21 protein-coding genes are annotated in these 20,298 nt (G+C 60.1%); 8 read left to right on the plus strand and 13 right to left on the minus strand.

The window, feature by feature from the left end; all coding sequences use genetic code 11:
- The first annotated feature begins 11 nt into the window (after positions 1-11).
- The 4 genes from ACIO0C_RS00285 to ACIO0C_RS00300 all read left to right on the plus strand — a co-directional run bounded on the left by ACIO0C_RS00285 (position 12) and on the right by ACIO0C_RS00300 (position 2,984).
- Positions 12-1,160 carry an NAD(P)/FAD-dependent oxidoreductase gene (locus tag ACIO0C_RS00285; protein ID WP_401306446.1) on the plus strand — a complete coding sequence of 383 codons (1,149 nt, stop codon included), beginning with the start codon at positions 12-14 and terminating at the stop codon, positions 1,158-1,160.
- 194 nt (positions 1,161-1,354) lie between these two features.
- A complete protein-coding gene (locus ACIO0C_RS00290; protein ID WP_003213368.1) occupies positions 1,355-1,630 on the plus strand; it encodes an HU family DNA-binding protein in 276 nt (91 codons plus the stop codon).
- A 447-nt stretch (positions 1,631-2,077) separates the two neighbouring features.
- On the plus strand, positions 2,078-2,452 hold the full coding sequence (locus ACIO0C_RS00295) for a DUF6124 family protein (RefSeq protein WP_401306449.1): 375 nt from the start codon (positions 2,078-2,080) through the stop codon (positions 2,450-2,452).
- 148 nt (positions 2,453-2,600) lie between these two features.
- The gene (locus ACIO0C_RS00300; protein WP_047535153.1) at positions 2,601-2,984 is read left to right on the plus strand and encodes a hypothetical protein; all 384 of its coding nucleotides are present in this window, start codon (positions 2,601-2,603) and stop codon (positions 2,982-2,984) included.
- 97 nt (positions 2,985-3,081) lie between these two features.
- Here ACIO0C_RS00300 and ACIO0C_RS00305 read toward each other — a convergent pair whose 3' ends face one another.
- The 6 genes from ACIO0C_RS00305 to exbB form a co-directional block, all read right to left on the minus strand.
- Positions 3,082-4,482, minus strand: a complete 1,401-nt coding sequence (locus ACIO0C_RS00305) for an aminoacyl-tRNA deacylase and HDOD domain-containing protein (protein ID WP_401306453.1) — start codon at positions 4,480-4,482, stop codon at positions 3,082-3,084.
- Between the two features lie 78 nt (positions 4,483-4,560).
- Positions 4,561-6,636: an ATP-dependent DNA helicase RecG gene (recG, locus tag ACIO0C_RS00310; RefSeq protein ID WP_401306455.1), complete on the minus strand. Its 2,076-nt coding sequence runs from the start codon at positions 6,634-6,636 to the stop codon at positions 4,561-4,563.
- A gap of 8 nt (positions 6,637-6,644) precedes the next feature.
- Entirely contained in the window at positions 6,645-7,574 is a 930-nt protein-coding gene (locus ACIO0C_RS00315; protein ID WP_008064487.1) for a hydrogen peroxide-inducible genes activator, read from the minus strand.
- 173 nt (positions 7,575-7,747) lie between these two features.
- Positions 7,748-8,497 (minus strand): TonB family protein, encoded by a 750-nt coding sequence (locus ACIO0C_RS00320; RefSeq protein ID WP_401306457.1) that lies wholly within the window; start codon positions 8,495-8,497, stop codon positions 7,748-7,750.
- On the minus strand, positions 8,494-8,922 hold the full coding sequence (gene exbD / locus ACIO0C_RS00325; protein ID WP_008064483.1) for a TonB system transport protein ExbD: 429 nt from the start codon (positions 8,920-8,922) through the stop codon (positions 8,494-8,496). The genes ACIO0C_RS00320 and exbD overlap by 4 nt, the downstream gene beginning before the upstream one ends.
- Positions 8,923-8,928: 6 nt before the next feature.
- Positions 8,929-9,903, minus strand: a complete 975-nt coding sequence (gene exbB / locus ACIO0C_RS00330; protein ID WP_401306460.1) for a tonB-system energizer ExbB — start codon at positions 9,901-9,903, stop codon at positions 8,929-8,931.
- 190 nt (positions 9,904-10,093) lie between these two features.
- Between exbB and ACIO0C_RS00335 the strand changes: the two genes are divergently transcribed.
- Positions 10,094-10,951, plus strand: coding sequence for an SDR family oxidoreductase (locus tag ACIO0C_RS00335; protein WP_401306462.1), 858 nt, complete (start codon positions 10,094-10,096; stop codon positions 10,949-10,951).
- Between the two features lie 126 nt (positions 10,952-11,077).
- Here ACIO0C_RS00335 and ACIO0C_RS00340 read toward each other — a convergent pair whose 3' ends face one another.
- The 6 genes from ACIO0C_RS00340 to ACIO0C_RS00365 form a co-directional block, all read right to left on the minus strand.
- Positions 11,078-11,818: a hypothetical protein gene (locus tag ACIO0C_RS00340; protein WP_401306465.1), complete on the minus strand. Its 741-nt coding sequence runs from the start codon at positions 11,816-11,818 to the stop codon at positions 11,078-11,080.
- A 67-nt stretch (positions 11,819-11,885) separates the two neighbouring features.
- A complete protein-coding gene (locus tag ACIO0C_RS00345; RefSeq protein ID WP_003229509.1) occupies positions 11,886-12,266 on the minus strand; it encodes a RidA family protein in 381 nt (126 codons plus the stop codon).
- Between the two features lie 27 nt (positions 12,267-12,293).
- The gene (spoT, locus tag ACIO0C_RS00350; RefSeq protein WP_008062824.1) at positions 12,294-14,399 is read right to left on the minus strand and encodes a bifunctional GTP diphosphokinase/guanosine-3',5'-bis pyrophosphate 3'-pyrophosphohydrolase; all 2,106 of its coding nucleotides are present in this window, start codon (positions 14,397-14,399) and stop codon (positions 12,294-12,296) included.
- A 57-nt stretch (positions 14,400-14,456) separates the two neighbouring features.
- Positions 14,457-14,720 (minus strand): DNA-directed RNA polymerase subunit omega, encoded by a 264-nt coding sequence (gene rpoZ, locus ACIO0C_RS00355; RefSeq protein ID WP_007921129.1) that lies wholly within the window; start codon positions 14,718-14,720, stop codon positions 14,457-14,459.
- 167 nt (positions 14,721-14,887) lie between these two features.
- The gene (gmk, locus tag ACIO0C_RS00360) at positions 14,888-15,508 is read right to left on the minus strand and encodes a guanylate kinase (protein WP_008062825.1); all 621 of its coding nucleotides are present in this window, start codon (positions 15,506-15,508) and stop codon (positions 14,888-14,890) included.
- 10 nt (positions 15,509-15,518) lie between these two features.
- The gene (locus ACIO0C_RS00365) at positions 15,519-16,382 is read right to left on the minus strand and encodes a YicC/YloC family endoribonuclease (RefSeq protein WP_401306469.1); all 864 of its coding nucleotides are present in this window, start codon (positions 16,380-16,382) and stop codon (positions 15,519-15,521) included.
- Between the two features lie 267 nt (positions 16,383-16,649).
- Between ACIO0C_RS00365 and rph the strand changes: the two genes are divergently transcribed.
- From rph to gltS, 3 genes are all read left to right on the plus strand, one after another.
- Positions 16,650-17,372 (plus strand): ribonuclease PH, encoded by a 723-nt coding sequence (gene rph / locus ACIO0C_RS00370; protein WP_007975179.1) that lies wholly within the window; start codon positions 16,650-16,652, stop codon positions 17,370-17,372.
- A gap of 30 nt (positions 17,373-17,402) precedes the next feature.
- Positions 17,403-17,771, plus strand: a complete 369-nt coding sequence (locus ACIO0C_RS00375; protein ID WP_401306473.1) for a DUF4870 domain-containing protein — start codon at positions 17,403-17,405, stop codon at positions 17,769-17,771.
- A 422-nt stretch (positions 17,772-18,193) separates the two neighbouring features.
- Positions 18,194-19,402 carry a sodium/glutamate symporter gene (gene gltS, locus ACIO0C_RS00380; RefSeq protein ID WP_401306475.1) on the plus strand — a complete coding sequence of 403 codons (1,209 nt, stop codon included), beginning with the start codon at positions 18,194-18,196 and terminating at the stop codon, positions 19,400-19,402.
- A gap of 105 nt (positions 19,403-19,507) precedes the next feature.
- On the opposite strand, the gene ACIO0C_RS00385 is transcribed toward gltS, so the two are convergent.
- Entirely contained in the window at positions 19,508-20,287 is a 780-nt protein-coding gene (locus tag ACIO0C_RS00385) for an exodeoxyribonuclease III (protein WP_008062840.1), read from the minus strand.
- Between the last annotated feature and the right edge of the window lie 11 nt (positions 20,288-20,298).

Below are 20,298 nucleotides of genomic sequence, written 5' to 3' on the forward strand. Positions count from 1 at the left end.
AGGAGTCATGCATGAACGCACCTGTCGTAATCGTTGGTACCGGGCTGGCTGGTTACAACGTCGCTCGCGAGTTTCGCAAACTCGACAGCGAGACCCCGCTCCTGCTCATTACCGCCGATGACGGGCGTTCTTATTCCAAACCGATGCTCTCCACCGGTTTCGGCAAAAACAAGGATGCCGACGGTCTGAGCATGGCAGAGCCGGGCGCCATGGCCGAGCAGTTGAAGGCCGAAGTGCGTACCCATACCCGCATCAGCGGTATCGACCCGGGCCACAAGCGCTTGTGGATTGGTGAGGAAGCGGTGATCTACCGTGACCTGGTCCTGGCCTGGGGCGCTGAAACCTTACGCGTGCCCATCGAGGGGGATGCAGCGGATTGCGTGTTCCCGATCAACGACCTGGAAGACTACGCGCGCTTTCGCGCGGCAGCGGCTGGCAAGCGTCGGGTCTTGTTGCTGGGTGCCGGCCTGATCGGCTGCGAGTTCGCCAACGACCTGACTCTGGGCGGCTACGAGGTGCAACTGGTTGCACCGTGCGAACAGGTCATGCCGACCCTGTTGCACCCAGCGGCGGCCGCAGCGGTCCAGGCCGGGCTGGAAAGCCTGGGTGCGCGCTTCCACCTCGGGCCTGTGCTCAATCGCCTGCAGCGGGTTGCTGGCGGCCTGGAAGCCCATCTTTCCGATGGTCAGGTCATACCGTGCGACGTGGTGGTGTCGGCCATTGGCCTGCGTCCGCGCATCGACCTGGCCGCCGCTGCCGGCCTGCAGGTCAATCGCGGCGTAGTGGTTGACCGTCACCTGCAAACGTCCCACGCCAACATCTACGCCCTGGGCGACTGTGCCGAGGTCGATGGGCTGAATTTGTTGTACGTGATGCCCCTGATGAGCTGTGCGAGAGCGCTGGCCCAGACCCTCGCCGGCAACCCGACGGTGGTCAACTATGGCCCGATGCCGATCACCGTCAAAACCCCGGTGTGTCCATTGGTGGTATCCCCGCCGCCACGGGGTGCGGAGGGCGTCTGGACCGTCGAAGGGCAGGGCGCTGACATCAAGGTTTTATGCCGCGATAACAACGGCAAACTGCTCGGTTATGCCCTGACAGGTGCGGCCGTGATGGAAAAACTCGCCCTCAACAAAGAGCTTCCGGCACTGCTGGCGTAAATACCGGTCGTTCTGTCGGAATCACCCCCCTTTTGCCCAAACATTGGCCGCGCCGACACTGGCGCGGCTCCTCACTGCGTGCCATCCTCACTCCCGTCGGCCGCAGAGTAGAGCACCTGCGGCGCTTTGGGCGCTGCTCCACAGAGAGCGGCACGGACATAACAACAAAAAACCGTCAAAGGGGCTTCACTAATATGCGCAAACCAGAACTCGCCGCAGCCATTGCTGAAAAAGCAGATCTCACCAAAGAGCAGGCCAACCGCGTCCTCAACGCCGTACTTGAAGAAATCACCGGCGCCCTGCACCGCAAAGACAGCGTGACGCTGGTCGGTTTCGGCACCTTCCTGCAACGCCACCGCGGTGCCCGCACCGGCAAAAACCCGCAAACCGGTGAGCCGGTAAAAATCAAGGCCAGCAACACTGTTGCATTCAAGCCGGGTAAATCGTTGAAGGATAGTGTTAATCCGTAATCTGTTTCCCGAACCTGCTTTGCGGGGGAGCGGATTGAAGAATGGGCACGCCAATGAGATTGGGTGCCCATTTTTTTATGGAGCGCGAGGGTCGCGCATTGCGTTGTAGGAGCCAGCTTGCTGGCGATAGCGGTGCGTCCCAGTGTTTTGAAGGAAATTTCCGACGGGTATGCAGGGGAACAATCAAAAGATCGCAGCCTACAGCGGTTCCTACAGGAATGTGTTTCCTCTGGTGCAGGATCGGCGCATGGGGGATTTCGCCGGTTACCGTTGTGTTGATGGCCAAGGCGCCCTATCGCCAAACAGCGGGTTTTAAATTATTAAACGCGGCTGGAAAATGATTAATTCCCTTACAAAGTTGAGGAAGCATCCGACGCTTTTTTAAGGTTGGCCGTCGGAAGCGCGGCGGTTAGTTTGGTCACTCCCAATATTCCTCGGAGTTGCACCATGCCCAAGGTCAAAGAATTGCCCGCCGGATTAGAAAGCGTTAGCACTACCCCGTACATGTCCGCGACTTCAAGAAAGTTGCACCATGCCGCCACCCGCGCCCTGGACCATTACCTGAAACCCAATGCCCTGGTCATGACCGGGGCTCATCCACCCGGTGCGATCTTTGTCGTGGCGCCTGACATCGACAACGAGACGCTATTAGCCCACGCCTGTGAGTCGTTGGCTTCAGCCAACGTGATGGCGAGTGAAATCGCCGCAATGCTCGAGGGGGCGCACCGCAGTACGATGCTGGCGCTTCAGCAGGTGATCATGCTCGGTGAGTTGGCGGTAAATCGAGTGCTGGATAACGTCGCCCCACCACACCCTGTCTAAGTCCAGGAAAGGCAGGCTTTCGTCAGTGACTTGGTAGTCATCGGCGTCAAAAAACCTGGCATCTCCTCCAAACGTAACTGGAAGGTGGCGTTCTGGAATTTAATCGCTACACTGCGCCGGCCGTTCATTTTTCTTCTGAGGCTTGCGCATGAAATTTCGTTTTCTGCTGTGGATGCTGGGTTTGTTGATGGGTAAGGCCAGTCGGACCAATCCGGCGTTTCAGCAGCAGCTGGGTGATAAAGAACTGGTGTTTCAACTGCAGACTCTGGACGGGAAAGTAGCGCGGCACTTCCGGGTGAAGGATCAGCGCATCACCAGCAAGGCGGGTGTGTATGCCGAGCCGGCGTTTGCGATTGCTTTCAAGGATGCGGCCTACGGCTTTGCCACGATGCAGGCCAAGAACAAACAGTTGGCGTTCATGACGGGGATTCAGGACAAGTCGATCCAGATCAAGGGCAATCCGGCGCTGGTGATCTGGTTCCAGGGGCTGACCAAGTATTTGAAGCCGAAGAAGGCTAAGCCTAAGGCTTGAGTTTTTTCAGTTGGACCGAATTGGGTTCTTCGCGAGCAGGCTCGCTCCCACAGGGATTTTGGTGATCCCTGTGGGAGTGAGCCTGCTCGCGAAGCTTCTAAGCTTGGCTGAACTGCGAAGCCAGTTCGCGCAGTAACACTTCAGCCTCAAGCACTTTGCTGGCGACGTCTTCTGCTTTGGCACGGCTCAGACCGAGGCGTTCGAGCAAGGCGTCTGGGATATCTTCGTCCGGTCCCGAACCTATGCCGCGGCTGCGCAGCAGGCGCACCGCCAGGCAAACCAGGTTCGGGTATTCGGCGTAGGGGCCGTCGTAGCCTGGATCGTGCTGGAAGCGCAGCGCGGTGGTGAGTTCCTCCGGCATGTCCCAGTAGCGCATCAGCCATGAGCCGATCTGTTCACGGCTGATGCCGAGCAGGTGTTGCTCCACAAAGCTGTGGCACAGGTGCGGGTTGACCTCCATGTGCCTGCAGATCAGCGAGAAGTGTGGCGGGAACACGTGGGCCAGCAACAGGTAGCCGAAGTTGTGCAGCAGGCCCGCCAGGTAGGTCAGGCCCGCTTCCGGGCGCTGGGTGCGGGGCATGGCCCGGGTCAGGCCGTCGATGACCGCGGCGGTGTAGATCGATTGCTGCCAGTACGGAGTGCTGTGTTGCGGGCGGTCCTTGGGCAGGCTCAAGGTTTTGCCCAGGGCCAGGCCCAGCGCCAGGTTGATCACCAGGTCGAAACCCAGTACCCGGACGATCGCGTCTTCCACCGAGCGAATCTTGCCCGGTGAGGCGTAGTACGGCGATGCGGCCCAGCTCACCACTTGTGCGGCAAGGGCCGGGTCGGTTTCGACCACGCCGGTAATGTCGTCGATAGTGGCGTTAGGGTCGACGCGCAGCTTGATGATTTTCTGCGCCGTTTCGGCCAGCGGTGGGATCTCGATGGTCGCTTCCAGTCGTTGCTGGATACGTCGCGCGGTGAACGCCTGGACGGCCTGGGAGATTTCCTCGCGGTCATCGTCAGGGCGATCGAGGTTGGGGCGGATGCTGCTCAGGTTCTCGCCGAAATTGGCGGCGCTGGCCTTGGTCAGCATGGACCTGAAGGCTTCACTGCTGATTTCCAGCAGCACGCCCGGCTCACCCGAATTGACCAGCACCACAGGCTCGCGCAACAGGCTTTCTTCATACAGGCAGGGCGAGCTGGTCAGCGATGGCAGGCCCGGCAGCAGGCTCAGGCTGTGTTTGCCGAGCATTTTCTGCAGGCGCTCGGTCGACACGGCGGTAAGGCGGCGGCCTGTGAGTTCGGTCAGGCGATTGAGGTCCAGCAATTGGCTCTGCGGATACAGCACCATCAGCGCGCCGACGCTGTCATCGAGCAGCACGGCCTGGACTTTGCGCGCGGCGTTCAGGCCGTGATGGTCGAGCACTTCTTCGAAGGCTATGCCCATTTTGTCCAGCAGCAGCCGAATGACCGACGGAGCGTGCGGAGCAGCGGGTGCGAGGGCAACTTCGGTCATGGTCTGTATCCGTTCCAAAACAATTTCAGGAGTATAACCAGCTTGCTCAAAACCATGGCCTGGAAACTGAGACGCTGCTCACACTTGGCCGTATTGCTGCCCATGGCGCAGCCAGCGGTCGAGTAACGGGCTGACATGGTCGGGCCAGCGTTCCAGCAGGGCCTGGGCGGCGTCGCGTACGGCCGGCAGCAGGTCGGCGTCGCGCATCAGGTCGGCGACCTTGAATTGCAGCAGGCCGGTTTGCCGCGTGCCGAGCATTTCGCCAGGACCGCGCAGTTCGAGGTCTTTTTCGGCGATCACGAAGCCGTCGTTGGTTTCACGCATGATACCCAGCCGCTGACGCCCGATTTGCGACAACGGCGGATGATAAAGCAGCACGCAATGGCTGACCGCGCTGCCCCGCCCGACGCGCCCGCGCAGCTGGTGCAGTTGCGCCAGGCCCAGGCGTTCCGGGTTTTCGATGATCATCAGGCTGGCGTTGGGCACGTCCACGCCGACTTCGATCACGGTGGTGGCGACCAGCAGCTGCAGGTTGCCAGCCTTGAATTGGGCCATCACTTCGGCTTTTTCGGCAGGTTTCATGCGGCCGTGAATCAGCCCCACTTTCAGCTCGCCGAGGGCCGCGGTGAGGTCTTCGTAAGTGGTTTGCGCGGCCTGGCAGGTCAATTCTTCCGACTCTTCGATCAGCGTGCATACCCAGTAGGCCTGACGCCCTTCGGCGCAGGCACCGCGGACCCGCTCGATGACTTCGACGCGCCGGGTGTCGGTGATCAGTACGGTATTCACCGGGGTTCGGCCAGGCGGCAGTTCATCGAGGATCGAAGTATCGAGATCGGCGTAGGCGCTCATGGCCAGGGTACGAGGGATCGGTGTGGCGGTCATGATCAGCTGATGCGGGCACATGCGCCCACCGACACCTTTCTGTCGCAACGCCAGGCGTTGTTGCACGCCAAAACGGTGCTGCTCATCGATGATCACCAGCGCCAGGTTCTGGAACTGCACCTCGTCCTGGAACAGCGCGTGGGTGCCGACCACCATGGGGGCGCCGCTGGCGATCTGCTCCAGTGCGGCCACGCGGTTTTTGCCTTTGAGCTTGCCGGCCAGCCAGGCGACTTCGAGGCCCAGCGGCTCGAGCCAGCGCTTGAAGGTGATGTAGTGCTGTTCGGCGAGAATCTCGGTCGGCGCCATGAGCGCAACCTGATAACCCGCTTCCAGGGCCTGCAGTGCGGCAAGGGCGGCGACCACGGTTTTACCGGCGCCGACGTCGCCTTGAATCAACCGCAGCATTGGTTCGTGCTGACTGAGGTCGTAGGCGATTTCGTTGCCGACCCGCTGCTGTGCGCCCGTGGGACTGAAGCCGAGATTGGTCAGGTATTTGGCCGGCAGTCGCGTGGCCTTGGGCATCGCCGGTGCGCGCAACGAGCGCATGCTCTCGCGCAGGCGTTGTTGGGACAGTTGATGGGTCAGCAGTTCTTCGAAGGCCAGGCGGTGCTGGGCCCAGTGATGACCCAGGGCGAGTTCGTCGACATCGGCATCGGCAGGCGGGTTGTGCAGGTAGCGGATCGCATCGGCCAGCGGCGCCAGTTGGTAATCGCGGGCCAGTTCCGTCGGCAGCCAGTCGGGCAGGCTGCTGGGGCCGAGCAGGGTCAGGGTTTGCAGGCACAGCTGGCGCAGGCGCTGTTGGGTCAGGCCTTCGGTGAGCGGGTACACCGGGGTCAGGGTTTCATCCACGGGCGGTGGTTCGTCGCCGGTGATGGCGCGGTATTCCGGGTGGTAGATTTCGAGGCCCGACGCACCGGGCCGCACTTCGCCATAGCAGCGAATCCGCGTGCCGCGCTTGAGGCTTTCTTTCTGTGCATTGCTGAAATGATAGAAGCGCAGGCTCAGGCCGCCGGTGCCGTCCTGCATGCGCACGACAAGGCTGCGGCGCCGGCCCATGACCACGTCCGCGCCGCTGACGGTGCCTTCGACGACGGCGTCCTGGCCGGGACGCAGTGCGCCGATCGGCACCACGCGAGTGCGATCCTGGTAACGCAATGGCAAATGAAACAGAACGTCCTGGAGATTCTCCAGGCCGACCTTGGCCAGTTTTTCGGCCATGGCTTCGCCGACACCCTTGAGTGCCGTCACCGACACTTGCGACAACTCGGTCATGGCGTGGCTTAACCGGCCGTTACCGGTGCGGCGGGTTTGGCCACCGAGCACAGGCGAATGGAGTCAGCGAGAATTTCAATGGCCTTGGGTCGCGGGAAGCTCGCACGCCAGGCAATGGCTACGGTGCGGAATGGCACCGGCGCCGACAGTGGTCGAACCTCGATCACGCCGGGGGCGTAGTGATGGCTATCGACCGCCGACAGCGGCAATATTGAAATGCCGAGGCCGGAGGCCACCATGTGGCGGATGGTTTCCAGCGAACTGGACTCCACCGTGGTGTGCTTGGCGCCGTCGTTGCCCTTGGCCAGTGTCGGGCAGGCTTCCAGTACCTGGTCGCGGAAGCAATGCCCTTCGCCGAGCAGCAGCAGGCTCTTGTCGTTGAGCAGGTTGGCGTCGATGGATTCTTTCTGCGTCCATGGGTGCTGAGCCGGCATCAGGACATAGAACGGCTCGTCATAGAGCTGCAAGGTCAGCACGTCGGCTTCGTTGAACGGCAGGGCGATGATGATCGCGTCGAGTTCGCCGTTGCGCAGTTTGTCGCGCAGCACATGGGTGAAGTTTTCCTCGATGTACAACGGCATCTGCGGGGCAACCCGGTGCAGTTGTGGAATCAGGTGCGGGAAAAGGTATGGGCCGACGGTATAGATCGCGCCAACCTTGAGCGGCGCGGTCAGCTGGTTCTTGCCCGCCTGGGCCAGTTCGCGGATGCCTTGGGCCTGTTCGAGCACTTTTTGCGCCTGGGCGACGATACCTTCGCCGACCGGGGTCAAGCGCACGGCGCTTTTGCTGCGCTCAAAGATCAGCACACCGAGTTCGTCTTCAAGCTTTTTCACGCCCACCGACAGGGTTGGCTGGCTGACGTGACAACGCTCGGCGGCATGGCCGAAGTGTTGTTCTTGGGCGAGGGTAACGATGTAGCGTAATTCTGTGAGGGTCATAGCAAGCGTCCATGAAGTTGCGGGCCAAGCATACCGGCTGCAATCGATAGACGCACGTTATCAGAAGGTATGTGGCGTGTGACACAGGGCAATTGCGGTTTGGCGTTTCCAGATAGGCAAAAGGCACCTTTCGGTGCCTTTTGCAGGTCCAGTGGCCTGGGTTGCCGGTGTGATTAACGCCGACGTTTGTCGATCGAGTAAACAAAGGGCGCAACGATTTCGATGGAGCCGTTGGTCAGCATGTCGGCCGGTGGCTTGGGTAGCGGCTGGGCACGGCGGATCATGTCCAGGGTCGCCCGGTCCAGATCGGCCGTGCCTGAAGCGCCAACCAGTTCGAATGACAGGACGTTGCCTTCGGAATCCACCACGAAACGCAGACGGTTCATGCCTTCCTTGCCCCGTGCCTGTGCACTGGCCGGGTACTTTTTGTACTTTTGCAGGTGCGCCAGCAATGCGCCTTGCCAACTGGCCTTGGCCGCGACTTGAGCGGCGGAAGGGCCAGGTGCAGGCTGGGCGGATTTCTCCGTCGGCGCCTGGGTCGGCTGCGTGTCGGCGGGTTTCTCTTCCGACGGTTTTTCCTTTGGCGGATCAGGCTTCTTCTCTACCGGTTTGGGCGGCTGAGGCTTCGGCTTGGGTTTTACCGGCTTGGGCACGGCAATCTCGGCCTTTGGCGCTTCGGCAAGCTTGGGTATCGGCAGTTCTTCAACCGGAGCGGGCGGCTGCGGTGGCGTGACGACCTTCGGCGGTGCAGGCGGTGGCGGGGCGGGAAGCGGTGCCAGTTCGACTATCATTGCCTGGGGTGGCAATTCGATGGGCGGGTGGGCGTTCCAGTTCACGGCCAGCGCGATGGCCAGTGCGTGAACGCCCAGCACGATGGCCAGGCTACCGCTGTAACGCGTCAGCTTATGGCGCGTAGTGATCATTTCTTGGCTGCCGTCTCGAGTCCGACCAGGCCGACCTTGAGGTAACCGGCGGCGCGCAGATTGTCCATTACGCTCATCAGGTCGCCGTAATCCACACCTTTATCGGCCTGGAAGAAGATCGTCGTGTCTTTCTTGCCCTGGGTCCTGGCGTCGAGCGTGGCGCCAAGTGCTTCGGCCTTCACTTCGTCTTCACCGAGGAACAGGCGCTGGTCAGCCTTGACGCTCAGGAACACCGGTTTCTCCGGCCGTGGCGCCGGCTTGGCGGTGGACGCGGGCAGGTCGACCTTGATATCCACGGTGGCCAGCGGGGCTGCCACCATGAAGATGATCAGCAACACCAGCATCACGTCGATGAACGGCGTGACGTTGATTTCGTGGTTTTCGGACAGATCGTCGTCTGCCCCTTCTTTCAAATGCAGGCCCATGGCCGATTACCCCACTTTCACCATGTGCGGATGTGAGCTGCGCTCAGGCTGGTGGTCGAGGTCGCGGCTGACCAGCAGCAGGACCTGTGCCGACGCGTCGGAGACCTGAGCCTTGTAACCGGCGATGGAGCGGGCGAAGACGTTGTAGATCACCACCGCGGGGATCGCTGCCACCAGGCCCAGAGCTGTGGCCAACAGGGCTTCGGCGATGCCGGGGGCGACGACGGCGAGGTTGGTCGTCTGGGTCTTAGCGATGCCAATGAAGCTATTCATGATGCCCCACACGGTACCGAACAGACCGACGAACGGCGCGGTGGAACCGATGGTGGCGAGCACGCCGGTGCCGCTGCTCATGTTGCGACCGCAGGCCGCTACCAGGCGCTCAAGACGGAAGCTGACGCGTTCCTTGATGCCTTCTTTCTCACGGCTGTTGACCGAAAGGCGCATCTCTTCGAGGGCGTCATGGACCAGCAGGTTGGCCAGGGTGCCTTCCTTTGCCGCAGTGGCGCTGGCTTCCTTGAGGGAGGCGGACTTTTTCAGTTGGGCGATTTCCCCGCGCAGACGACGCTTGGCGCCCATCAACTCAAGACCCTTGGCGATCCAGATGGTCCAGGTGATGATCGAGGCGATGGCAAGGCCAATCATCACGATTTTCACGATGATGTCGGCGTTCTTGTACATGCCCCACGGCGACAGGTCATGGGCCATGCCCAGGGTGTTGTCGGCCTCGAGGACTTCGGGAGCGTCTTCACCGATCGTGTCTGCCGGTACTGCCTGGGCAGGATCGGTCGCGACCGGCGTCACAGCCGGGGCAGCGTGGTCGGCCTGGGCAGGTGCGGCGGCGGCAGCCGGTGCGGTGGGGGCTTGCGCATCAGCAAAGGCGGCGGTTGGCGCCAGCATCAGGCTGAATAGCAGGGCGGCCACCGCGCTCCAGGCGCGAGGTCGTTTGGTTGGCGAAGCGGAGAGTTGAATACGTGTCATGCTGGGCCGGACCTGAAGGAAAAAGACGGTTAATGTTCTTCCAGGCCTCGTAAGGCCGAGAACAAAAGTGGTCCGCATTATTGCAAGTAATTCTTGTTAACAGAAGTAATAGCGTCTCTTTTTTTCCTGCATTGCTAGCCGCTCGTCCACTGGCAGCGCTGGTTTGTCCATTTTCAAGGAGAGTTTCCTGATGTCCGCACCCTCTGTTTTGATCGCCGGTTGCGGTGATGTCGGCAGTCGCCTGGCCACGCAGTTGTTGGCTGGCGGGTGGGAAGTCCATGGCCTGCGCCGTGACGTTTCACGCCTGCCCGACGGGGTTGTCGGAGTAGCCGGCGACCTGTTCAACAAGGACTGCCCGGCAACTTGGCCGGTCGGTGCGGTGGATTACCTGGTGTACTGCGCGGCCGCCACCGATCACGATGAAGCGGGTTATCGGGCCGCTTATGTCCAGGGCTTGCAGCACGTGCTGGAGTGGTTGGACGACTATGGTCAGGTGCCCAATCGCTTGCTGTTCGTTTCCAGTAGCAGTGTCTACGGCCAGCAGCAGGGCGAGTGGATTGATGAGGCTTCGCCAACCGTGGCGGCGTGTTATTCAGGGCGGGTGATGCTTGAAGCGGAGCAGATTGCTCTCAATAGCGGCATCCCGGCCAGTATCGTGCGTCTGACCGGTATCTACGGACCGGGTCGTGAGTGGTTGCTGACCCAGGTACGCCGGGGCTATCGCGTTGCGGTCGATCCACCGCTGTACGCCAATCGTATTCATGCCGATGACGCGGCCGGGTTGATGGCTTGTCTGCTGGAGGCGGACCGGCGTGGCGTGGCACTGGATGACGTCTATATAGGCGTTGATGACGCGCCCGCAGCGCTGGCTGATGTGGTGGGCTGGTTGCGCGAGTATATGGGTGTGACCGAATGGGCGGACGACGCCACTGTGCGCCGCACCGGGAGCAAGCGTTGCAGCAATGCGCGGGCGAAGGCGTTGGGCTGGACGCCGAAGTATCCGAGTTTTCGCGAGGGTTATGCGGCGATTATTGAGGGGCGTTGCTGACTTATAAACGCCACAAGCCCCTGTAGGAGCGAGCTTGCTCGCGAAAGCGGTCTGATAGGCAACACATTTGTTGACTGATACGGGCCTCTTCGCGAGCAAGCTCGCTCCTACAAGGGGGGGTGTTGCTTACTGTTTTTCCAGCAGCCACTTGCGATTGCCCGGTGTGTACTGGGGCATTTCGTCTGCCTGGGCGGTATTCACTGCTTGGAAAATTTCCAGTTCCTTGCCTTTGCGCGCGAAGATCCAGGGGTTTCCCTGTCCGTTGAGTTGCAACCACATGTTGTCGTTGCCACCGCTCATCGACGCACAGTCACCCGCCAGGCACAGGGCATAACGATCGGCTTCCGGCAGGCCGATGATCTGGCCGTCGGCCTGGAACTGCACGCTATTGCCTTCGCCGGGGCCGCTGACGACCTTCCAGCTACCACCCATGTACGCCGAGTACAGTGCGCGTTCGAAGCTGGCACCCATCGGTGCGCCATCCGGAACCGGAATCAGCGCGCGGTCGAAGACCTGTTCGGGTTCGTTGTCGCTGGCGGCCTGGCTCAGTTGCTTGCCGTCACGCTTGAGCTCGCTGGCAGAGCTGCCATAAAAGTCGACTTTCCAGGCGCCGGACTGTTCGCCCAGCAACTTGCCTTCGACATTTTCAAAACCATTGGTGTAGCGGGCCTGACTGGCCTTGGTGTTGACGTCCCACTCCAGGTTCGGACCATAGGCCTGGAGGGCTTCACGCAGGGGGCCGCCTTTGGCTGCAGCATCGATCGCCGCCTGGTTGATCCAGGTGCCGCTGATATCACGGTCGGCAGGGTTGCTGGCACAACCGCCCAAAAACAGGGCGAGCAGCGAGAGAACAAGCGCTTTGCGCATGGTGGAATCCTTTCAGACTTTCTTTACTGCAGAGCGGTCGGCGCAGCCATTGGCTGCGCCAGACGCATTACTCGATGACCAGGATGGCATCCATTTCAACCTGCGAACCCTTTGGCAGGGCCGCTACGCCAATGGCGGCGCGTGCTGGGTAAGGCTGGTCGAAGTATTTGCCCATGATCTCGTTGACCTTGGCGAAATGGCTCAGGTCGGTGAGGAAGATGTTCAGTTTGACGATGTCCTTGAACGAACCACCAGCGGCTTCGGCCACGGCCTTGAGGTTCTCGAACACCTGGACGGTCTGGGCTTCGAAGCCTTCGACCAGTTCCATGGTTTTTGGGTCCAGAGGGATCTGGCCCGACATGTAGACGGTGTTGCCAGCCTTGATCGCCTGGGAGTAAGTACCGATGGCGGCCGGGGCCTTGTCGCTGGTGATAACAGTCTTGGTCATGAATGACTCCTTGTAATGGATGGGTGGCTACGCGCGCATGCGGGTGATACGGATCACCCCGGTCAGGGCGCGCAGTTTCTTGATCACGCGGGCCAGGTGCACACGGTCGTGCACGCTGACCACCAGTTGGACCACGCTGATGCGACCATCGCGTTCATCCATGCTGATTTTTTCGATGTTGCCGTCGGCCGCGTTGACGCTGCTGGCAAGCAGGGCGATCAGGCCGCGCTGGTGTTCCAGCTCGACGCGCAGTTCGACGTTGAATTCGCCGGTGACATCCTTGGCCCACGAGAGCTGGATGCATTTTTCCGGGTTGTGGCGGATTTCGCTGATATTGCGGCAGTTGTCCAGGTGCACGACCATGCCTTTGCCTGCGGACAGGTGGCCGACAATCGGGTCGCCCGGGATCGGTGTGCAGCACTTGGCATAGCTGAGGACCAGACCTTCGGTGCCGCGGATCGCCAACGGACCTTCGGGGCTGGGTAACTGCTCGCCTTCGCCAAGCAGGCGTCGGGCGACGACGTAGGCCATGCGATTGCCCAGGCCGATGTCTTCCAGCAAGTCCTCAATCAGTTCGAGGCGATACTCGGCGAGCATCGCCTTGACGCGTTCGGCCGGGATTTTTTCCAGCGAACTGTCGAAACCGTTGAGCACCTTGTTCAGCAGGCGTTCGCCCAGGCTGATGGATTCGGAGCGGCGTTGCAGTTTCAGCGCATGGCGGATATGGGTGCGCGCCTTGCCGGTGACCACGAAGTTGAGCCACGCCGGGTTCGGCCGTGCGCCCGGAGCGCTGACGATCTCAACCGTGGAGCCGCTTTGCAACGGTTCGGACAGCGGTGCGAGACGACGGTTGATCCGGCAGGCAATGCAGCTGTTGCCGACGTCGGTGTGCACCGCGTAGGCGAAGTCGACCGCCGTGGAGCCCTTGGGCAGCTCCATGATCCGGCCTTTGGGCGTGAACACGTAGACCTCGTCCGGGAACAGGTCGATCTTCACGCTTTCGATGAATTCCAGCGAGTTGCCGGCCCGTTGCTGCATTTCCAGCACGCCTTTGACCCACTGGCGGGCACGGGCGTGCGTGCCTTTTGGCTGCTCGTCGCCGCTGGATTTGTATAGCCAATGGGCGGCAATGCCGTTGTTGGCCATCTCTTCCATTTCACGGGTGCGGATCTGGATCTCGATCGGAACACCGTGCATGCCGAACAGCGTGGTGTGCAGCGACTGATAGCCGTTGGCCTTGGGGATCGCGATGTAATCCTTGAAGCGCCCCGGCAGTGGTTTATACAAGTTATGCACAGCACCCAGCACGCGGTAGCAGGTATCGACCTTGTCGACGATGATCCGGAACGCGTAGACGTCCATGATCTCGTTGAAGGCTCGACGTTTGCCGCGCATCTTCTTGTAGATGCCGTAGAGGTGTTTCTGCCGACCGCTGACCTCGCCCTGGATGCCGTCGATGGCCAGGCAGTGGCTGAGGGATTCTTCGATCTTGTTGACGATTTCCTTGCGGTTGCCCCGGGCGCGCTTGACCGCCTGGTAGATTCGCGCGGAACGCATCGGGTGCATGGCCTTGAATCCGAGGTCTTCGAATTCTATGCGGATGGCGTGCATGCCCAGCCGGTTGGCGATGGGTGCATAGATTTCCAGGGTTTCCTTGGCGATGCGCCGGCGTTTTTCCCCGGACAGCACTTCCAGCGTGCGCATGTTGTGCAGGCGGTCGGCCAGCTTGACCAGGATCACGCGAATGTCGCGGGCCATGGCCATGGCCATCTTCTGGAAGTTTTCAGCCTGGGCTTCGGCCTTGGTCTCGAAGTTCATCTGGGTCAGTTTGCTGACCCCGTCGACCAGTTCGGCCACGGTTTCGCCAAATTGCGCTTGCAGCGCTTCCTTGGCAATGCCGGTGTCTTCGATGACGTCATGCAGCATGGCCGCCATCAGGCTCTGATGGTCCATGTGCATGTCTGCAAGAATATTCGCCACCGCGAGTGGATGCGTGACGTACGCCTCGCCGCTACGGCGGCGTTGGCCGTCGTGGGCTTGTTCGGCGTAGAAATACGCTCGGCGGACCAGGTTAACCTGGTCTTTGCCGAGGTAGGTCGATAAGCGATCGGCGAGGGCGTCTATGCTCGGCATGATGACTCCTGCCGCAAGCTGTGTTCCCGCGCCGTGCTACGTCGACCAGGCATAGGCTTAGACGGCCTCGTTGGACTCGTCCTCGAATGCAGCGAAAAGCGGTTCATCTTCAACGATTTCGGCTTCGGCGATAGCTGCGTAGTCGATCAGGCCTTCAGCGATTTCACGCAGGGCGACGACGGTAGGCTTGTCGTTTTCCCATGCTACTTTCGGCTCTTTGCCGCCGGTGGCCAGTTGACGGGCACGCTTGGTAGAGAGCATGACCAGCTCAAAGCGGTTATCCACGTGTTCTAGGCAGTCTTCAACGGTTACGCGGGCCATGGTCTTCCTCGTAGCAAATGCAATATGCGCGCTGCCCGGATGGGCGAGCGGACTCAACAGTTTAAAAAAACACCAGCGATTAGGGAAGCGCTGATTTTTTGACCAAGCCCTTCAACGCGCTGCAAGTGCCAATGTAAAGCCCTTGCAGCTGTTTTGGGAAGAGCTCTTTAGCCGAGCAATTCAGCCAGTAATTTGCCAAAACGTTGCTGCTGGCGTTTCTGTTGCAGCTGATTGGCGCGGAAAATCGCCTTCAGGTCGTCCAGCGCGTGGGCAAAATCGTCGTTGATGATCAGGTAGTCGTAGTCGACGTAGTGGCTCATTTCGCTGACGGCTTCACGCATACGGCCTTCGATGATCTCGTTGCTGTCCTGGCCGCGGTTGTCCAGGCGCTGGCGCAGGGCCTCCTGGCTCGGCGGCAGGATGAAGATCGAACGTGCCTGGGGCATCAGCTTGCGCACCTGCTCGGCGCCTTGCCAGTCGATTTCCAGGATCAGGTCGTGGCCTTCGTCCAGCGTCTGCTGCAGGTGGCTCTGCGAGGTGCCGTAGAGATTGCCGAACACTTCGGCGCGCTCAAGGAAATCGCCGTGCTCGATCATCTTCACGAACTCTTCGCGCGAGACGAAGTTGTAGTTCACGCCGTCCACTTCGCCCGGACGCATGGCACGGGTGGTGTGGGAAACGGAAACCTGGATCTGCGGCTGGGCGTCGATCAAGGCCTTGACCAGGCTGGTCTTGCCGGCGCCAGAAGGCGCGGAAATGATGTAGAGGGTGCCGGTGCTGTGGGTCATGGGGTTTGCCTTACTCAATATTCTGCACTTGTTCGCGCATCTGCTCGATCAACACCTTGAGGTTGACCGCCGCCTGGGTGCTGCGCGGGTCGAAGGCTTTGGAGCCCAGTGTGTTGGCTTCGCGGTTGAGCTCCTGCATCAGGAAGTCGAGGCGCCGCCCGGCGGCACCGCCGGACTTGAGTACCCGGCGAACTTCGATAATGTGGGTGCTCAGGCGATCCAGTTCTTCGGCGACGTCGCTTTTTTGCGCGAGCATGACCATTTCCTGCTCCAGGCGCTGCGGGTCCATTTCGGCCTTCATGTCGGCGAAGCGGTCGAGCACTTTCTGGCGCTGGGTGGCGAGCATCTGCGGAACCAGCTCGCGCAGGGTCACCACGTCTTCTTCAATGGACGTCAGGCGGTCGTTGATCAACCGTGCCAGTTCCGCGCCTTCGCGCTCACGGCCGGCCTTGAGCTCCTTGAGGCCCTGGTTGAACAGTGCCAGCGCTTCGGCGTTCAAGGCTTGCGGGTCGGTGGCGTCGCCAACCAGTACGCCGGGCCAGGCCAGAACTTCCAGTGGGTTCAGCGCTGCCGGGTTCTTGATCAGGTTGGCGATGGTCTCGGCGGCGGCGACTAGTTGCGCGGCGCGCACCTGATCGATCTGCAGCGCTTTGCCGGTGTTTTCTTCGGTGAAGCGCAGGGTGCATTCGAGCTTGCCCCGCGATACGCCTTGGCGCAGGGCTTCACGTACCGCACCTTCGAGGTCGCGAAAGGACTCCGGCAGGCGCAGGTGGGGTTCCAGGTAGCGGCTGTTGACCGACCGCAGTTCCCAGCTCAGGGTGCCCTGGACGCCGGCTTTTTCGACGCGGGCGAAGGCGGTCATGCTGTGCACCATGGCGGTACCTCGCAAGGCAGATCGGCGCAGAACCGTGGTTCCGGGAATCCGATATCAATGAATTAAAGCCGACTGGCAGCAAAGGCGCAGGATTGTAGCGCAGTGGCGCGGATGCGCCCAAACACAGGGTGTGACAAAGAGCGGCAGGCCTGCGCCGGCGTGCAGTGCAGAGCCTTCGGTCGTCGGCAAATTTTTTAGAAGTGCCCAGTGGCGGTCGTCGGCTCTATAATGCTCCGCAGTTTTCCGTCCCCAGTACAGGTATTCCCTATGATACGTCCAAGTGGTCGCGCTGCCGATCAGCTCCGCTCGATCCGCATCACCCGCAACTACACCAAACACGCCGAGGGTTCTGTGCTGGTCGAGTTCGGTGATACCAAGGTCATCTGCACCGTTAGCGTTGAACCGGGCGTACCGCGTTTCCTGAAAGGCCAGGGCCAGGGCTGGCTGACCGCCGAGTACGGCATGCTGCCACGTGCCACCGGCGAGCGTAACCAGCGTGAAGCCAGCCGTGGCAAGCAAGGCGGCCGTACGCTTGAAATCCAGCGCCTGATCGGCCGTTCTCTGCGCGCTGCGCTGGACATGACTAAGCTGGGCGACGTCACCCTGTACGTCGACTGCGACGTGATCCAGGCAGACGGTGGCACCCGTACGGCGTCGATCACCGGTTCTATGGTCGCGCTGATCGATGCCTTGAAGGTGATCAAGAAGCGTGGCGGCCTGAAAGGTGGCGACCCGGTCAAGCAGATGATCGCTGCTGTTTCGGTGGGCATGTACAAGGGCGAGCCTGTGCTCGACCTCGACTACCTGGAAGACTCGGCCGCCGAGACCGACTTGAACGTGGTGATGACCAGTGCTGGCGGCTTCATTGAAGTTCAAGGTACTGCCGAAGGCGCGCCGTTCCAGCCTGAAGAGTTGAACGCGATGCTGGAGCTGGCGAAAAAAGGCATGAACGAGATCTTCGAGTTGCAAAAGGCTGCATTGGCCGACTGACCGGCCGCTCCAGGCAAGGAGGACACCACCATGAGTGACGAACAACTGCCGCTGCCCACGCCGAGCCAGGAGGTGCGTCAGTGGGCGATGTTCTGTCACCTGTCCGCCTTGTTGGGGATCTGGATTCCGTTCGGCACGCTGATTGGTCCGCTGATTCTCTGGCAATTGAAGCGCGAGATGGACCCGTTCATCGACGCCCAGGGCAAGGAGGCACTGAACTTCCAGATTACCGTCGCCATTGCCTCCGCCATCTGCTTCCTGCTGATGGTGGTGATCATCGGGTTCTTCCTGTTCGGACTGGTGGCGATAGGTGCGCTGGTGCTGGCGATTATTGCCGGGGTGAAAGCCAATGAAGGGTTTCCTTATCGGTACCCGTTTACCTGGCGATTGATCAAGTAACGTTCAATTTTCACTTGTAGCGAGCCCGCTCGCACCCACAGAAGTAAAGCAGAAGCAGCGGCAGCCCAAGGTAATAAGCAAATGCCCCGATAATTCGGGGCATTTTCGTTTGTTGCATCAAATAATGTTTCAAGTTGTAATTTATATTTTCTGGTTGTAACAACTATTATGGCAAGTACTGCTGAGTTAATACATTTTTAGTCACAACTGTAAAGTGTCGATGTTGCACTTATGCTTGGCAATAAGTCAGGGTGATTGATAAAGTTGCCCTCACGAAATATTTCAAGAAATATTTTGATATATTCAAACCATTGAAGGTCCTTGAATCCACCATCAATCAGTGTTGAAGAATTCAACCTGTTCAAGAGGCGTGTCCAGGTAAAAAGTTCGCCCCTGAATATATATCCAAGAATAAGTGAAAAATGATTCAGCTCGATTTTTATGGAACATTGGTCGCCGCCTCCCTGGTACTGTTATTGGGTCGCGGGCTTGTCACACGTGTCGGTTTTTTACGCGCCTACAATATTCCCGAACCTGTAGCGGGTGGCCTGGTGGTTGCCTTGGTTCTCCTGGCCTTGCGCAGCTTCGATGTTCAAGTCCGGTTCGACACTTCGTTGCAGACCCCCTTGATGCTGGCGTTTTTCGCCACCATTGGCTTGAGCGCCGACTTCGCCAGCCTGAAGAAGGGCGGGCGCGTCGTGGGGATTTTCATTCTTGCGGTCACCGGGCTTCTGCTGGTCCAGAATGCCATGGGTATCGGTCTTGCCAGTCTGCTGGGGCTTGATCCTCTGATGGGCCTGCTGACAGGCTCGGTGACCCTGGCAGGCGGTCACGGCACAGGCGCTGCCTGGAGCGCGACATTCAGCGAGAAATACGGCCTGGCTTCGGCTTCCGAGCTTGCGATGGCCTCTGCGACCTTCGGCCTGGTGCTGGGCGGTCTGATTGGTGGGCCGGTCGCCCGCTTGCTGATCAAGCGAGTACAGGTACCCGGTTGCGTTGAGCAAACGAGGCCGCGCGCGCCAAAGGGCTTTGAACAACCGAACAAGGAACGCTCGATCACGCCCTTCTCGTTTATCGAGACTCTCGCGCTGATCGCCGTCAGCTTGCTGGCAGGTAATCTTCTCAATGGGCTGTTGCTCGGCAGTGCATTCGAGTTGCCGACTTTCGTTTGTGTGTTGTTCGTCGGTGTTGTTCTGCGCAACGGGCTTTCGGCACTTGGCTTGTATCAGGTGTTTGAGCGCGAAGTTTCGGTACTGGGGAATGTAAGCTTGTCGCTGTTCCTGGCAATTGCCCTGATGTCGCTCAAGCTGTGGGATCTGGCATCGCTGGCTTTGCCGATCTTTATCATTCTGGCTGTGCAAACGTTGGTCATGGCGCTGTTCGCGATTTTTGTGACGTTCAGAGTCATGGGCTGTAATTATGATGCGGCAGTACTGGCGGCGGGGCATTGCGGTTTTGGACTGGGTGCCACGCCAACGGCCATCGCCAACATGCAAGCGGTGACACAGCGTTACGGGCCTTCGCAGATAGCGTTCCTGGTGGTGCCAATGGTGGGCGCTTTCTTCATCGACATCATCAATGTCATCGTGATCAAGTTGTACCTGGCCCTACCGTTTTTTGCCGCGGCTTGAGGCTCGGATCAGCGGGCACTCCTGAATAGAGCGTATAAAAAATGCCCGTATCTTGCGATACGGGCATTTTTTTAACCGCCTATCAGACTGCTCAGTGAAGATCACTCAGATGGTCAGCGTCCAGTCGTAGTCCACGATCAGCGGCGCGTGTTGCGAGAACCGTGGCTGACGTGGCAGGCGCGCGCTGCGTACGAAGCGGCGCAGGCCCGGAGTCAGGATCTGGTAATCGAAACGCCAGCCGAGGTTGAGCATTTCGGCCTGTTCGTTATCCGGCCACCAACTGTACTGGTCGCCTTCGCGGCTGACTTCGCGCAGGGCGTCGACATAGCCCATGTTGCCGACAATCTCGTCCATCCAGGCACGTTCAGGCGCCAGGAAACCCGGAGATTGCTGGCTATCGCGCCAGTTCTTGATGTCCAGCTTCTGTTGCGCCACATACAGCGAGCCACAATAAATGTACTCGCGGCGTTTGCGCCGCTGCTTGTCCAGGTATTTGGCGAAGTCGTCCATGAGCTTGAACTTCTGGTTCAAGTCCTCATCGCCGTTCATCCCGGAAGGAAGCAGCAGGGTTGCAATACTGACTTTGTCGAAATCTGCTTGCAGGTAGCGCCCGTAGCGGTCGGCCGTCTCGAAACCGAGACCACTGATGACAGCCTTCGGTTGCAACCGCGAGTACAAAGCCACGCCGCCTTGGGCGGGAACTTCGGCGTCGCAGGCATAAAGGAAGTATCCATCCAGTTGGAAGGCTGGATCGTCCAGTTCAAAGGCGGAGGCACGGGTGTCCTGCAGGCAGATGACGTCGGCATTCTGTGCCTGCAGCCAACTGAGCAAACCTCGCTCGACTGCAGCCTGAATACCATTGACGTTCACACTGATGATCCGCATAAATGGCCCCA

This window comes from Pseudomonas sp. NPDC087336 (assembly GCF_044744285.1).
GTDB lineage: Bacteria > Pseudomonadota > Gammaproteobacteria > Pseudomonadales > Pseudomonadaceae > Aquipseudomonas.

What these genes read in the sequence shown, in the direction of transcription:
- gltS (WP_401306475.1), top strand. Translation starts at nt 18,194, where the DNA reads ATGATTCAGCTCGATTTTTATGGAACATTGGTCGCCGCCTCCCTGGTA.
- ACIO0C_RS00300 (WP_047535153.1), top strand. Translation starts at nt 2,601, where the DNA reads ATGAAATTTCGTTTTCTGCTGTGGATGCTGGGTTTGTTGATGGGTAAG.
- gmk (WP_008062825.1), bottom strand. Translation starts at nt 15,508, where the DNA reads ATGACCCACAGCACCGGCACCCTCTACATCATTTCCGCGCCTTCTGGC.
- ACIO0C_RS00375 (WP_401306473.1), top strand. Translation starts at nt 17,403, where the DNA reads ATGAGTGACGAACAACTGCCGCTGCCCACGCCGAGCCAGGAGGTGCGT.
- rph (WP_007975179.1), top strand. Translation starts at nt 16,650, where the DNA reads ATGATACGTCCAAGTGGTCGCGCTGCCGATCAGCTCCGCTCGATCCGC.
- spoT (WP_008062824.1), bottom strand. Translation starts at nt 14,399, where the DNA reads ATGCCGAGCATAGACGCCCTCGCCGATCGCTTATCGACCTACCTCGGC.
- ACIO0C_RS00290 (WP_003213368.1), top strand. Translation starts at nt 1,355, where the DNA reads ATGCGCAAACCAGAACTCGCCGCAGCCATTGCTGAAAAAGCAGATCTC.
- ACIO0C_RS00295 (WP_401306449.1), top strand. Translation starts at nt 2,078, where the DNA reads ATGCCCAAGGTCAAAGAATTGCCCGCCGGATTAGAAAGCGTTAGCACT.
- ACIO0C_RS00340 (WP_401306465.1), bottom strand. Translation starts at nt 11,818, where the DNA reads ATGCGCAAAGCGCTTGTTCTCTCGCTGCTCGCCCTGTTTTTGGGCGGT.
- ACIO0C_RS00345 (WP_003229509.1), bottom strand. Translation starts at nt 12,266, where the DNA reads ATGACCAAGACTGTTATCACCAGCGACAAGGCCCCGGCCGCCATCGGT.
- exbD (WP_008064483.1), bottom strand. Translation starts at nt 8,922, where the DNA reads ATGGGCCTGCATTTGAAAGAAGGGGCAGACGACGATCTGTCCGAAAAC.
- ACIO0C_RS00320 (WP_401306457.1), bottom strand. Translation starts at nt 8,497, where the DNA reads ATGATCACTACGCGCCATAAGCTGACGCGTTACAGCGGTAGCCTGGCC.
- ACIO0C_RS00305 (WP_401306453.1), bottom strand. Translation starts at nt 4,482, where the DNA reads ATGACCGAAGTTGCCCTCGCACCCGCTGCTCCGCACGCTCCGTCGGTC.
- recG (WP_401306455.1), bottom strand. Translation starts at nt 6,636, where the DNA reads ATGACCGAGTTGTCGCAAGTGTCGGTGACGGCACTCAAGGGTGTCGGC.
- ACIO0C_RS00285 (WP_401306446.1), top strand. Translation starts at nt 12, where the DNA reads ATGAACGCACCTGTCGTAATCGTTGGTACCGGGCTGGCTGGTTACAAC.
- ACIO0C_RS00385 (WP_008062840.1), bottom strand. Translation starts at nt 20,287, where the DNA reads ATGCGGATCATCAGTGTGAACGTCAATGGTATTCAGGCTGCAGTCGAG.
- ACIO0C_RS00335 (WP_401306462.1), top strand. Translation starts at nt 10,094, where the DNA reads ATGTCCGCACCCTCTGTTTTGATCGCCGGTTGCGGTGATGTCGGCAGT.
- exbB (WP_401306460.1), bottom strand. Translation starts at nt 9,903, where the DNA reads ATGACACGTATTCAACTCTCCGCTTCGCCAACCAAACGACCTCGCGCC.
- ACIO0C_RS00365 (WP_401306469.1), bottom strand. Translation starts at nt 16,382, where the DNA reads ATGGTGCACAGCATGACCGCCTTCGCCCGCGTCGAAAAAGCCGGCGTC.
- ACIO0C_RS00315 (WP_008064487.1), bottom strand. Translation starts at nt 7,574, where the DNA reads ATGACCCTCACAGAATTACGCTACATCGTTACCCTCGCCCAAGAACAA.
- rpoZ (WP_007921129.1), bottom strand. Translation starts at nt 14,720, where the DNA reads ATGGCCCGCGTAACCGTTGAAGACTGCCTAGAACACGTGGATAACCGC.